7 protein-coding genes are annotated in these 14,635 nt (G+C 56.6%); 4 read left to right on the top strand and 3 right to left on the bottom strand.

What is annotated here, in order from left to right:
• Positions 1 to 3 precede the first annotated feature (3 nt).
• The 3 genes from HKD21_RS06185 to HKD21_RS06175 all read right to left on the bottom strand — a co-directional run bounded on the left by HKD21_RS06185 (position 4) and on the right by HKD21_RS06175 (position 3,297).
• A complete protein-coding gene (locus tag HKD21_RS06185; protein WP_194254707.1) occupies positions 4 to 420 on the bottom strand; it encodes an exonuclease domain-containing protein in 417 nt (138 codons plus the stop codon).
• A gap of 374 nt (positions 421 to 794) precedes the next feature.
• The gene (locus HKD21_RS06180) at positions 795 to 2,279 is read right to left on the bottom strand and encodes a hypothetical protein (RefSeq protein ID WP_194254706.1); all 1,485 of its coding nucleotides are present in this window, start codon (positions 2,277 to 2,279) and stop codon (positions 795 to 797) included.
• The gene (locus HKD21_RS06175; protein ID WP_194254705.1) at positions 2,242 to 3,297 is read right to left on the bottom strand and encodes a hypothetical protein; all 1,056 of its coding nucleotides are present in this window, start codon (positions 3,295 to 3,297) and stop codon (positions 2,242 to 2,244) included. Before HKD21_RS06175 ends, HKD21_RS06180 begins: the two co-directional genes overlap by 38 nt.
• Positions 3,298 to 4,193: 896 nt before the next feature.
• Between HKD21_RS06175 and HKD21_RS06170 the strand changes: the two genes are divergently transcribed.
• From HKD21_RS06170 to HKD21_RS06155, 4 genes are all read left to right on the top strand, one after another.
• Entirely contained in the window at positions 4,194 to 6,251 is a 2,058-nt protein-coding gene (locus HKD21_RS06170; RefSeq protein WP_194254704.1) for a hypothetical protein, read from the top strand.
• A gap of 33 nt (positions 6,252 to 6,284) precedes the next feature.
• The gene (locus HKD21_RS14565; protein WP_194254703.1) at positions 6,285 to 10,490 is read left to right on the top strand and encodes a DEAD/DEAH box helicase; all 4,206 of its coding nucleotides are present in this window, start codon (positions 6,285 to 6,287) and stop codon (positions 10,488 to 10,490) included.
• A gap of 177 nt (positions 10,491 to 10,667) precedes the next feature.
• On the top strand, positions 10,668 to 11,483 hold the full coding sequence (locus HKD21_RS06160) for a DUF1837 domain-containing protein (protein ID WP_228121036.1): 816 nt from the start codon (positions 10,668 to 10,670) through the stop codon (positions 11,481 to 11,483).
• The gene (locus HKD21_RS06155; RefSeq protein ID WP_194254702.1) at positions 11,473 to 14,589 is read left to right on the top strand and encodes a DEAD/DEAH box helicase; all 3,117 of its coding nucleotides are present in this window, start codon (positions 11,473 to 11,475) and stop codon (positions 14,587 to 14,589) included. The genes HKD21_RS06160 and HKD21_RS06155 overlap by 11 nt, the downstream gene beginning before the upstream one ends.
• Positions 14,590 to 14,635 lie beyond the last annotated feature (46 nt).

The raw sequence follows: 14,635 nt of genomic DNA, 5'->3' as shown, positions 1-14,635 counted from the left end.
CCGCTACGCAAAGCGACGATCAAACCCAGCATTGTGAGCGATCACCAGAGCGGCAGAACTGACAAACGTAGCAACCTCTGCAATATCAATCTTATGGTCGGCCACCATGGCATTGGTGATCCGGGTGATCTCGGCCGAAATTGGGCGACTGGGCTCTTGAAAATGCTGAAACGTCTGGCCAATTTCGAAAATTCTTCCATCGAGAGAGTAAGTGAAAGAGATCATAGCCAGCTCGATTATCTCATCGTTCTGAAGATCTAGGCCCGTCGTCTCTACATCTACGAGAATCGCAGTCTTTGTTGGCGTTCCGTCAGGCTGCGTAATATTCGAGCGCGATTTAAGACGTCGCTGGACGCGATAATCGTTGCTCGCGCTCAGAATGTCGGCCAAATCTGCCAAATTAGGTGCGGCTTCGCTCATGAAATCTACCTTTACCAAAGCTCTAAGCCAAAGGGCAGTAATTCAAGGTGACGGATCACAAGCTCTTAGTGCTGCGATCCAGCATTTAACTCAAGTGCACCCTGGGTAATCGTCCAAATGTCCTGTCTGACCGGTAACGGTCGTCCGCGGAAAGAACTACGAATGCCTGATTCGTCTCAAACTCTGCTTATCGGGGTCCGCTTAACAATGTCGCCTTTCGGCCAATGGTCGCCACTGCTTGGATGTCCCCCATGAAGGCGTAAGCGGACCTGCTGCGTTCAAGTGCGTTCGAAATGAAAAGTGGCCAGTTGAAAGCTTAGGATCATAACGCTTGAAGTTTATGGCAGCTGCTATGCCCGCGATCGGTGGGTGGCCTATTTATGTTCGTGGGCGGAATTTACTCTGGATGGCGCTGGCACCGGATCATTCGCCGGGGCGCCGCTAACCGGTATCGTTCTGTTCTTTGGCGGCGTGTGGGCTTCAACCAATGTCGGTGCCGACACATCCTTCGGGATCTGTGCATCTTCTTTGCGTTCGCTTAATGCTGGAGGGGTCAGGAAGATCGCGCAGGCCATCACAATGATTGCAAGCGTACCCAAAATAGAGGAGTACCAGAGCGCCTTCTCTGCCGTACGAGCGGGGCCGGCAACCAGCGCTTCATAGTCCGGTTGCGATAGAAACCTGTAGAGTCTGGGTTGCCACTCTTTACGCACTTCGCGCTGTAAATGGGCAAACATTACGCCAGAGATAATGGTAATCGCAACATAGGCTCCCGCCATCACCATCACAAGTATGATCAGTAACGGGCTCGCGTTTGTCGTCACTCGTGTCGCGATCAGCCCGGCACCAACTGCCAGCGCGCTCGCAACCGCTGTGATAACCTGACGCGTTGCATCGGATACTTTCGCCGTTTCATCGGTGACACTCTTGCGCAGTTCTACCAGCGTCTTGAGAGCGTCACTACTCATGCCGGCGAGTTGGACCTGATAGGCAGTTTTTGCGCCTTCCAATGCCGCGCCAAGATAATCGCGCAGGAACTCCGGCGCCTCATCAACTGTCCCGCCACATCGAGCAAGTTCGGTCGCGAGCAAGATATGGCGCATCTCGCTTTCGCGCTCGATCTCAAATACCCACGCCAACGCCGCCTGCAGATCCTTAATTCCTGGCAATCCAAGTATCGTCGCGAAGGGCTCCCCTATTATAGGATAGCTCAACTCAAGTCGTGGTGGCCCTCTGAACCGGAGTGATCCGCGATCTGCGTCAAACTCATCCGGCAGCGACAGAAGCAGCATGCGCGATGCATGCTCTGCCCATAGCCTAGCCGCAGGATCATGGAGTGACAGAGTATCGACATCACGCAGGAGCCAGCGCGCTAGCGTGGCCGGCACGGCTCGCTGACCAGCAAACTCACGAACAAGGGTTCGTGGTCCGCGCAAGCCCAGACTAGGCGTAAACTCCGTAGTCTCGTTATCCCAAGGCGTAAAACAAGCGCCTACTGCGACAATTTTAGTCGTGAGGTGAGCCACCTGCCAATGCACACTGGACACATCCCGCTCTAACCAAGAGGCGAAACCAACATTAGTCAGTAGGCGCAGTACACCTTCCGGCCCGAGTGGTTTTTCGAGATCGACTCTGAACGGCGCAAAAGACTCATCAAGATCTTCAAGCGCCCAGTCGTTTCCTGCCCCATCGAAGGTCACCGTGTCCCAACCCAAAGTTAAGGCAAGCGTTCCGATCTCGCGTGCGATTGCAGCGCTCAGATTTGAAATGCTGACGATGGCCTCGCTCTCAGAAACAAAGGCCCCGTCGGCATCAAGCGCATCAAGACGCGCTGCGAGGCTCTCGACGGACAATACCATCCTCCTCAACATGCCTCGTTGTGATTGTGATCACTTCGCCGCCATCCGCCGTCCGCAAACGTTCAACATTTGCGTCGCCTACGCGATCTGGATAAAAAAGCAAAACGCCCTCAGTTGTTCGAACCTTTCGGATCGCCGGACTACGGAGAAGGTCGCGGTTCGGAGAAAATTCAAGACCTCCGAGTTTGGCGGACTTGACTTTACGCTGAACGCATTTTTGAATCCTTGTGATAATCCGTTCATCCTCGGGATTGCCCGCCGCCGCTAGCACAGCGTCTTCCAGAGCAGCCGGATTGATACGTTGCCGATTGTTCAAGGCTACCTTTGCCTCCCGGAAGGCCCTTGGGACATCACAATCAGGCAAAATGTCCTTAAGCTCTTTCAATGCATTGCCCACTGCTTCGATCGCCTTGCGATTTAACTGCTCATCGTCACGTACGCGGACAACGTGCAAATAATTTGCAAAATAATCCCCGATTTCCGGCGCTTGCTTCACACGATCCTTTGCCGCAATCGCCATTTCTGCCACGCCATTGACGACCCGCACCAGAGCTGACTTTTGAATCGCACTTTTGTCAGCCACGAAGGCCTGCACGATGAGGCGTAAGAGATTGGTACCATCATTCTGCTGTTGTTGCTCTATTACCTGCTGATAATCATATTTAATCAAACTGTAGATGCGAACATCGGGATTAGCGGTCCTTAATTCAAAAATGAAGAAGGCGCCATCACGGCTGCTTCCGAGATGGAAACGAGAAAATTCGCGAGCAAGTGCCTGGCCACCGGTTTCGAATTCGTCCTCATCGCGGGCCATACGCTCAAGCTGAGCCTTTGTCTGCGAATCCGCCTGAAACTCGAACACTGAAGCTACATCAGTATTGCGAATGCGCTCGACGAAGAAATCAGCATGTTCAACTATCCGCATTGTTTCGGGATTGAATTCTTCGTCCCCGACAACGTGCAAGATTACATTCTCGATGTGAAGGGTCGCAATTTCGTCATCATGAAAAAAAGCCAACTCAGCCTCCGCTCTATCTGCGTCCACAAATAATACGAAGGTTAGGAGCAAGCAACTATTTTACCAATTGAACAGAAGAAAATCTAGAGCAAAAAAAGAACTAATACAATCAAATTGCTGAGCCCGAGCTGGATGTTAAGATGAGCCACAGTCCCATCGATCGGCAATGGGCCGGCATAATTCCGCGCTATCAACTCGAATGCCTGCTCTATACCCTTGTCGAATTCAACGTACACATAAGAGACCTAATATCGTTGCTGGAAAAACTTGCCAGAATAAGTCGCCCGAGCGACCGTTTTCTGTATTAGCTCGCAGTCTATTGAACAATCGTAATCGAGGCGCATAGTGGCTGTTACACGCAGTTGAATGAACAGCAGGAAGGTCCGCCGGGTGCTGGGTCCTCCACAGCGATCAGCTCGTTCTTCCCTCATTGCTACCTCTCGTCTTCAAGAATTAAGCAGACAGGCAGCAGTCCCCTCATGCCAGACATCCCAACAGTTATGACGGTTGCCCGAAAGCCGACATTGTCAGGCGAGCCGCAATAGACCGGGTTTGGGACTTTCTGGTCAGTCCGCTCTGCGGCGCTGCATCGAAGAAAGCTGCCGCTCCCTGCGCAGTGAACAACCGCTATCTGAAAATTGCATGTGGAATATTCGCGACTGTCGGGTTACGGAATCGATTTTGAGGAAACCGGACATTGGGCGTGCGATGTGGGGATGTCAGCTTGAGCCGGTGGATTCTATGAGATCGGTCGTACGGGCGGCATGATCTAGAATGCTGCGATCATCAGAACACTCTACCTCTCGAGGTGCGGCTGGACAGGGTGGGCTCCTCTTTAAACGACCTTTATTACCACTGAATACTTGGAGGAATTTCCAAAAGGAAGGAGAATGCCGATGACCCTAAAGCAAAAAGAAAAGAAAACGCGGAAAAGCGTACGGATCAATCGGCTATCTCTCGTGGAGGCTGGGCAGCTTCCGATAGAGCAACTCGTCGCGTTTGCTATTCGCGAAGGGCGGCGGCCTCGCCCGATCTATACCGCACACAAATGGTTCGCGCGCAGACTAGGATCGGTGTTCCGCAGCTTGCTCATCGGTGTCACGTCGGAGCCGGACGCAGATTTTGGGGAACTTTATTACGGAGGCGCAGATCTTACCGGTTTGAAGGTGCTGGACCCTTTCGTCGGTGGCGGTACGTCGGTTTTCGAGGCATCCCGGCTCGGTGCCACAGCATACGGCTGTGACGTAGATCCTGTTGCCTGCGCAGTCAGCCGCCTGGAGTTGGGGGCGGCTGATCTACCGGATTTGAGCCCTATCCTCGCCGACCTGAAGGAACGGGTCGGGAGCCGACTTGCAGAGTTTCACGTCAGGCACGGCGACCAAGTGTTGCACCACTTCTGGGTGCAGGTCGTAGAGTGTGCTGGCTGCGGAAGTCATTTCGATGCGCATCCCAATCACGTCCTTGCTGACGACGGCACTACGCGCCACGCTTTCTGCTCCGCCTGTGGCACGATCCACGATCTGCCTGCGCGCACTGCGTCATTCGAATGCGATAGCTGCGGCCACCGTACCGATTGCGATCACGGAACTGTTCTGCGGGGTCGGGCGAAATGCCCTCACTGCGAGCACGGCGATCAGCTCATTGAGTATGGACGGCGTGATGGCGCTCCGCGCTGGCGGCTTTTCGCGGTGGAAACGATCGCGGGCGACGTCAGCATGCGCATGGTGCCCATGTCGGAGCGCACCTTCCGTAAAGCCGTTGACGAGGACGTGCGCCAGTATGAGCGTGCAAAAGTGGCGCTCGCGAATGCAGAGCTGGCAGGAGAGGTGTTGATTCCGGACGACGAGATAGATACGTCGGGCTGGTCGGACGAACGGTTGAGCGCCTATGGTTATCGTCGCTGGCGCGACCTTTTCAATGCCCGGCAGCTGCTGCATCTCGGCCTGCTGGCCAAAGAGATCTCGCTTCTTGATCATCCTCTCCGCAGCGCGGTCGCGATGGCATTCAGCGATCATCTGACCACGAATTGCATGATGGCGTCCTACGCTGGAGGCTGGCGGCGTCTCACGCCGCTGTTTTCGCTCCGAGCGTTCCGGCATATCCAACGTCCGGTCGAGCTCAATCCATGGATCGAGCGGGCGGGGCGCGGTACATTTCCCAACGCTGTCCGCAAGCTCACTGCCGCAGCCGCCTACGCGCGTAGTCCCAAGGAGCCGACGGGAGCAAAGGGCTTCATTGAAGTGCCCACGCGGACCCGTCGGCGGAAGAACCAAATTCACATGGGGACAGCTGGCAATCTCGCGTTTCTCCCGAACAGATCCATCGACGTCGTCATGACGGATCCGCCTTATTTCGACAACATCGCCTATTCCGAACTCGCGCGCTTCTTTGGCCCTTGGCTACAATGCCTCGAGGTGCTCGACGCACGCGAGCAACAGGACATCCTGGCCAATAGCCTCGTCGCCAATAGGTCACGTGCTGGGAGTGTCGAACGCTACACGGACGGACTGGGTCAGGCCTTTGAAGAAATCGCTCGGGTGCTAAAGCGTAACGGCATCGTCGCATTCTCATACCGGCATACCGATGCTCCAGCCTGGCAGGCGCTCGCGGAGGCAATAGCCCGCACTGATTTGCGGATCACAAGCGTTCTGCCCATGCCCGGCGAAGCTGGCAATGGCCTGCATGCTCAGGGTGAGCGCGGGCTCTGGGACGCGGTCTTCGTCCTTCGGCACGGTGGCGGGCCTACGCCCGTCCTAAAGGTCTGCGAGCAGGAATTGGCCGAGGTCGAAACAGAGGTCACGGCGTGGCTCAAACGATACGGCGACCTAGCGCTGCCTTTCAACGCTATCGACGCGGCCGCGCTACGTAGAGCCGCTCTTGTCGGTAAGGCATTGGCTCCGAGGCGAAAATGGGGACGATCGGAGCCGATTAAGCTTGAGGACGCTCTGCGTTGAACTTAGATACACAGAAGTAATCGGGGGAAGTCAGTGCCGTATCTCAGTAAGCGTGTTGTCAGCAATTACTTCAGGACTGATTGTCCTCGTCAGCTTCGTCTTCTCCTTTCGCCGGAAAACAAGCAGTATCAGCAGGAGCGTGATGCGCAGGGCATGCCGCCGAAGACAGTCGCTCGCACCGGAATGGCGGCACTGACTCAGGAAGGCAGCCGCTGGGAGCAGGACAAGCTGAAAGATCTGCAGAACACTTTCGGTAGTGCGTCAGTCATAGGCACCGTGACCGGAACAGAGTTCCAGGACCAAAAACTAAAGAACGTGATGCCCCGGGCGCAGCCTGGTGCGTTTCTAGTGAGGCCCGAGTTCGATGTTGGCCTAGGCTTTCAGACGGCTATCGGCATCGACGCTTTGGTTGTCACGCATTCGCTAGGCTTTGCGAAGCTGGTGCCTGACTTGATTCAGGTGTTTTCCCCCGCAAAGGTGAGCCGGATCGTAGAGGCAGACGGCTCCGTCCACGATGGAGATGGTCGAATCGGTTTGCGCGTTATTGACATTAAGATGACTGCCGAGCCGAGCGCGTCGTACTTTGCGGAGATCACCTACTACTCTTTGGCGTTGGCGGGCTGGCTTACCGACAACGGTTATGCCGACCGGTACGCGGTCGTCGCCGAGGCAGCCATCTGGCCGGGATCGCATGACGCAGCGACGATCATCCGGCTCAAGGCCGATCGACTGAAAGCGGGTACTACGCCGACCGCGAACGAATTGGCGACCGCGCTAAACGAGGACATTGAGACGCTCGAGATCGACGTCTTCTCGCCGCGACTCAGGCACTTCTTCGTCGTGGAGCTTCCTCAAGCGCTAGCCAGTCCATGGAAGGATCTCGACTGGCATGTGGGCACCGGCTGCAGCGGCTGCGAGTATCTCGGCTACGTGTGGAACGCGACCACTGCGGAACATTCGGATCACTGCATGCCCATGGCCAAGGCGCAAGGGCATCTCAGTTCCATCGCCTTTCTGCCCCGCGGTGCTCGGCGCGCACTTGGCAACCTCAACATCAGTACCACCGGCTTGCTGGCTCCGCTGCCGGCCGACGACGCGGTGTTCAACTGCCATCCAAAACTGCGAGCCACACGGACAGTAGTTGCGGGTCGGGCGCACTCGCTTGCGACCGGTATCAGCGATATTCCCGCCGGCTCGGGCACTTCGGCCGTCATTCCGGACTGGGCGGATCTCAATCTCTATCTATCGGCCGATTTCGATGTCGGTAGCGGCCTGACTCTGGCCTTTGGCGTCGGTGGCCACTCAAATATTAACGGTCAGCGCGAGAGGGTCGAGGCACAGGTCTTCGTGAACGACACGCGCAGTGTCCAGAGCGAAACTCGCGAACTGATGAGTTTTCTCGCGTATGTCGAAAAGGCGCTCTCCGATGCGACGAAGGTCAAGGCCAACGCGACGGTCCAGATCTACATCTGGGACAGCGTCACTTACGAACACATGCTACGCGTAATTGGCCGCAACCTCCAGCACGTCCTCGCCGACGGCAATCTCAAGAAGCTGGCGTGGTTGTTTCCGCCAGAACAGATTATAGAGAACGCAAAGTTGCGCTCGGCAAATGCGCCCATAACAATCGTCCGCAACGCGATCCAGGCGCTGGTGGCGGCACCCATTCCGCACTACTACTCGTTGCTCGGACTAGCGCGCACCTATGCACCTCCGCCAAAGGCTGGCGGAACGCCATTTGAATTCCGCGTGCCGGTGATCTTTGAAGATCCGTTGTCCGATCAGGTCCCGTCGGAGCGGGCGCACGAGATTTGGACCAAGATGGGGCAACCTCGTCCATGGAGCCAGCAGATCACGCAGTTGCGTGCGACGGTGACGATGAAGCTGCATGCCCTTCATTCCATCATGTGGCGCCTGCGCCTCGACCTCCAGGGCCAATTGCGTAGTCGTGCGCCGAAGATCACGGAGATCAAGCCACCTGCATCTCTGCAGAGGGTAAGTGCAGACGGGCAGATCTGGTATGCTTTCGCTTGCCTCAATGCCCAAGTCGTCAGACTAGAACACGCTATTTCCCTGGCAATGCCTGTGCACGAGCGGGAGGCCAAGTATCTCGCCGCACGACTGGAAGTGGAACTCACCGGTGCCGATCTAGCTACCGCGGCATCGACGCTCGGGATCACGCTGCATCCCGGGGTACGGATTTATACGCTAGCTGAAGGATCCCGCGAAGCCAAGTTCGAGGAGCGCGACTTCCTCTGCGCTCTATCGCCCGCTTCCATACCGGACTTCTATTCGCGCCGGGTCGGCGAGTTCACCGGCGGCGTACCGCTCGCTGTGGATCTACCGGGTTGGATCCGGGAGTTCGATTTCGCCGGATCTCTGACGGGGACGCAACTGCTCGCCATCGACCGCGATGCCCGGCTCGTCGCCGTATCCTTCAAGCCAGAGGTCGATACCTATCTGCGACAGATTGAAGCAACGCTTGACCTACGCCGTGATGTCGTCCTCGACCGCCAGGTTCAGGACTTCTTGACGAGAAGGCTCGAAACCGTGCTTAAGGCGATCGGCAATCCGCCCCTGGCAATGAGTGCTGGAACGCCGACAGCCAACGTCATCGGGAAGGCAGCGCCCAAGACTGCGACCGCGCATGTGCCCGTAGCAGAGGTGCTTTGGGATACAAAAAAGACGGCGCTCGCTCCTACGGGCAGAAATGCTGCAGCGACACGAGCGACGCTGGAATCTCTCGATACCAAGCTCAATGACAGCCAGTGGGACGCATGGCGCGAAGCGATGGAGAAACGCGTCGCTCTTATTTGGGGGCCGCCCGGAACGGGGAAGTCGCAGACGCTGCGCGCCATCCTGCTAGGGTTGCTGTTAGAAGCTCACGCTTCTGGCCGAGCTATCCGGATCCTCGTGACGAGCAATACCTACGATGCAATCGACAATGTCGTGCTGCGCACCTTTTACCAGATAGTCTCACTCGGAGAGGCGACGACCGGCAAGGTGCGACTGGCTCGTCTGCGTTCCGATTCGAGGGAGGATGCTCCGGGTCTGCCGGTGGGCGCCAATCTCCTTAATGATAAAGATGCGCCCGGCATCCCCGACCTGCACGACCTGCTGGTCGCCAGGACGATGTCCACGATTGTGTCGGCGCCGCCTCAGCAGGTAACTAAATTTGCCGGCCTAAAGGGCAACGTGGCCCAGTCGCTCTTTGACGTGGTCCTGATCGACGAGGCGTCCCAAATGGACATGGCGAGCTCCGTGCTTGCGCTGGCACCGCTTGCCGAAGGCGGCTCGACAATCGTCGTCGGCGACCCCAAGCAGCTACCGCCTATCCAGGCAGTGCAGCCCCCTCTCGGTCTCGAAAAGCTCGTTGGATCCGTTTACGACTTCGTCGCGGCCCATCGAGGGGTGGCCTCGAAAGATCTATTGGAGAACTACCGTTCGAACAGCATGATAGTCGGCTTCGGGCGCTTCGCCGGTTATCCGGCCAGCCTTACCGCTCGGTTTCCGGATCTGCGTATGCGGTTAGAGACGCCACTCCCTGCGATAGCACCTGCGAACTGGCCCGGAAGTCTTGCTTTCGGTGCCGAACTCGCTCGGCTACTGGAGCCTAATCAGCCGCTATCCGCTTTTATTTATCCGGAAGGATGCAGCAGCCAGTGGAACGATTTCGAAGCTCAGACTGTGGCGGCGCTGCTCTGGATACTTCGGAGCCATCTCGGCGCTGGCCTCGAAGGGGATCCGCAGGCCACTAGCGCAGGGCTGCATGACGCGAAGAGCTTCTGGACCGACGCTGTCGGCGTTGTGACGCCGCACCGCGCCCACAAGGCACTGGTGGTATCCAAGCTCCAGTCCCTCTTCGAACCGCTCGGTGACGACAGCAGGCTCATTCGCAGCGCGGTAAACACCGTCGAGCGCTTCCAAGGGCAGCAGCGTGATGTGATCATAGCCAGTTATGCGCTGGGTGATCCTGACGCGATCGCTGACGAGGACGAGTTCCTCCTATCGCTCAATCGTTTCAACGTCATGGCCTCGCGGCCCCGCGCCAAGCTGGTGGTGTTGGCTAGCCAGGAGGTGATCAACCACCTTCCCGGTGATCTCAAGGTAATGCGTGATTCGCGGCTTTTGAAATACTTCGCGGAGACGTTCCTTGATGATCGCACCAACTGTGAGATTCCGTTTTTAGACGGACAAAATGCTATGCGCAAAAGTGGTTCATTTAGAGTTCGCAAGTAGATGGGACGCCCAGCTTTGAATGTCGCATTGCTGCGCGTATTGCCGATCTTTAGATGGCGGATGCGAGCCCTTAATTTAGTCAGATAGTACCAGTGTCAGAATTCTCTAAATTAACCCGTGACTAACAAAGCGTTGCTGGGTAGAGAAACGTAAAGTATTGACAGGGGGTCTTGGTTCTTGGCTATACCGCCTCATATTAATTGGCTGAAGGACACAGGTGAAAGACGCCTGAGCGCCTGCGGTCGGGAAATCGAGATATGGAAATTCAATCCCGAAGGGGATGAGGCCATCCTGTCAGAATGGGCCACGCACTTCCGCCAGCACTATTGTGTAGACTCGGACCTTGCCGCGATGGCGGCGGGCACGGGCAAAAGCCACGCGGATTTTCTGCAGACGATTCTGTTCCCCGACGCTAAGACGTCACCTGGCCCAAGTCTGCGCTCAGGCGACTTCGGTGAAATCCTGGTTGCTGACTTCATACAATTTATCCTCGGCTACTGGTGTCCTCGGCAACTGCGATATCAAGATCGCTGGAACCGGCAGGGCTCTACTCAGGGCTCGGATATAGTCGGTATCAGATATGTTCATCCGCAGGGTGACCACGCCAATGACGAATTGTTCGTAGTGGAATCCAAGTCAGGGCTGTCGGCGACCGACAAGAACCGACTGCAGGATGCCGTCACGGACTCCATGAAGGATCACTTGCGTGAAGCCATGACGCTCAATGCCATGAAACAAAGGTTGCTCGTGCGCGGCCAGGCTGTCGAGGCCAGCTGGATCCAGCGGTTTCAGAATGAGTCCGATCGGCCGTTCAAAAGGGTCAATGGCGCAGCAGCGGTTCTGGATGTTGATGTTTATGCGACGACAAATCTGGAAGAGACAAACACCACAGGTCATCAGAACGAGGACAATCTACGCTTGCTTGTGATCCGTGGTCCGTCGCTCATGAAGCTAGTTCATGCCCTTTACGAAAGGGCAGCCAATGAAGCCTGAAGCAACCGCCAATCGCGTTCTCTCCGCCACGCGCGCACGCGCAAAGATGTACGAGTTTCGGGTTGCGCCTGAATATTTCATACAGCTCTATCGCGACCCCTCCATACTTTTCGACCTAGCGGTGGGCATCCTCGGCGATGTGGCTTCCGTTACAGCTAATGAATTTCGAGAGGCGGAAACCATCGCGGCGTTCGACGCGGACCTTCTTCCGACCAGTTGGACCGGCGTCGACCTGACTGTCAGGGAGGGCCTACGGTTTGCTTCCACTTTCTTCGACGCTTACTTGAACGCAAAACTCGACGAGACAATCTCGGTTGAATTTTCGCTGCTCTGCGCATCGGCCTATTATCTAAATGGCAGCATCGGGAACGCAGCCGTAATCATCAAGAAAATGGAGACCCCATCCCCAGAGTTGGCGGGCGGCCTGGGTCTTTTGACCTACCACCTCCTCCAAAATGAGTTTTCCCAGATTCCCGGCATCTCGCCAAATCTAAACACTGTTCTGGCATCAATGGCCGGATTTACGACTTTCGATTCTGGGGTCGATTTGGTCTCCGCCGCAACCGATCGACTTCGCAACGGCACTTATCAGAACGGCTCCCCGAGAGAGCTTCTGTATGCCGACTTGGCTGCAGCGATCTGCGCAACGAAACTACGCAACGCCTCTCGATCAATTCTCCCTAGTGCATCCGGCCTCGACGCCGATGCCTGGCGGCCGGCGCTGGCAAAGGCTCATTTCCCCTTCGAATTATGGCCCGCGCAACAAAGAATTGCAGCGGCCGGGCTGCTCCAAGGTAGATCTGCGGTCATCCAGATGCCGACCAGTGCAGGCAAAACCCGTGCGACCGAACTGATTATCCGTTCAGCGTTCCTGTCACAGCGTGCTTCACTGGCGATCATCGTTGCGCCCTATCGGTCGCTTTGCCATGACATCCGGGGCGACCTCGCCGCCGCTTTTGCCGGAGAGCCGATCAAGCTCGATGAGGCATCGGATTCCTTCCAGTTTGACATTCAACTGGAAGAGATAATGGCCGTAAATACAGTCCTGATCGTCACGCCTGAGAAGCTGCTTTACATGCTGCGACGCGCACCGGAGCTGGTCGAGCGCATCGGCCTCGTCATTTACGACGAGGGACATCAGTTTGACGGCCTAACGCGCGGTCCCACCTACGAGCTTCTGCTGACATCGCTGAAACTGACGCTACCTGAGGCAACGCAGGTCATTCTGATCTCTGCAGTCATTGGCAACGCCAGTGCGGTTGCAGATTGGTTGGTTGGTGACGCCGAAGCTGTTATTGACGGCGCGGGGTTGTTACCGACATCGAAAAGCATCGCTTTTGCGAGCTGGCAGGATGCCAGAGGTCGGCTGCAATATGTAAGCCCAACCGCCCCCGAGGAAACCGAATTCTGGGTACCACGGATCATCGACGACATCGAACTGGATCTTCTCGGAAGGGAGAGAAAGGTTCAGCGCTTTCCGGCAAAGTCGGATGGCGGTGAAGTCGGTCTATTCCTTGGCTTGCACGTCGTCGCAAATGGCAGCGTGGCAGTCTTTTGCGGCAGGAAAGACAGCGTGACGAAAATCTGTCGTCGTGCAGTCGATATCTACAACAGGGGCGCTGGTTTCCCCCGCCCAATCGACGTTTCCGACGTGGCTGAAGTTGGCAAGATCAGCTCCTTGTCCCAACAGCATCTCGGTGTCGCCGCCAGTGCGACGACGGCTGCTGCTCTTGGGATATTCGCGCACCATGCCGACACACCGCAGGGTCTCCGGCTTTGCATCGAGCACGCTATGAAAGAGGGGCTCGCCAAGTTTGTCGTGTGCACCTCGACATTGGCGCAAGGGGTTAACTTCCCGCTCAAGTATCTGATCGTGACATCGACCCGGCAAGGTGCAGAGCGTATCATGGTCCGCGACTTTCAAAATTTGATGGGCCGCGCCGGTCGTGCTGGTATGCACACCGAAGGGAGCGTGATTTTCTCCACACCGTCGATCTTCGATCAGCGGAATGAATTTCGGCAAAGGTGGCGTTGGGATGAGGCGAAAGAGCTCGTCGATGCCAGTAAGTCGGAGCCGACCAGAAGCAGCATCCTCGCGCTATTCTCGGATTATGAGCAGCGTCAGAAGGGTGCGCCACCGCTCGTCCAGCCCATGCTCCCTCAGTGGCTCGATCTCGCCTTTGCCGACGCTGCGCGGATCGAGCAGGTCGTGAACGAAGCGCTCGCTCTTCAACCGAACATCAGCGCGGTCGAGTTTCGCAAATTTATCGAGGGGCGTGCGAGAGCTATCCAAGCCATCGCCGCCTTTCTCGTGGCGAACATGACATTTCTGGAAGAAGAGAGTCAGGACCGAGTGGCCGAACTGGCCGCCCGCACTCTGGCCTATCACCTCGCAGGCCAGGAAACCAAACAGGTACTCGTCGCAGTGTTTCAGATGATTGCCGCTGCCATCGCGGCGAACGCTGACGGCGATCAACGCGCTGTTATTCGGAAGTCTCCGCTTCCTCCGGCGATCGTAGCTGAACTACAGACTTGGCTTAATGAAAATGCCGCCCCACTTAGGGCGGCAATCGAAGCCGATCAGCTCCTGCCTTATGTGGCAGCAAAAATCATTTCATGGAACTCGTCATCCTCGATCCGGTCGCTTTCCAGCACGGATTTTCTACCGGACGCCTTGGCCGATTGGGTCGCTGGCCGTCCCTACCATCATATCCATCAACGCATGACCGCCCTCGATATCAGGGTGAGCGGCGACCGGGCAGCGGTTGAAGATGCAGTTGCCCTATGCGAGGGCGCGTTCGCTTACGATCTGGCGATGATCACTGCCTCACTGGCGGACTTGGCCGAAGGCACGGATGAAGCCCTCTTCGCGGGTCTCTCGAATCTCCAAAAGCAAATTAAATACGGTTTGACCGATCCGTCCGCGATTGCCTTCACTGAAGCAGGTTTCGCAGACCGTGTCGTAGCCAATTTCTTGTCTGTACTATGGAACGGTGTTCGCGACCGCGCGGGTGTTCGTACGGCTTGTCGGCATCAAGCGACCATCCTTGCCCTCCAAGCGTACCCCGCATATTTTGCGGCCGTCGCCAGAGAACTTGCCGCATGATGAGGCGTGGCCGTTGACTTGGCAGAACGTTGGCTCTTCACGCTAT

Source organism: Gluconobacter cerevisiae, from assembly GCF_015244675.1.
Lineage (GTDB): Bacteria > Pseudomonadota > Alphaproteobacteria > Acetobacterales > Acetobacteraceae > Gluconobacter > Gluconobacter cerevisiae.
This window is presented reverse-complemented; position numbering and strand designations above follow the sequence as displayed.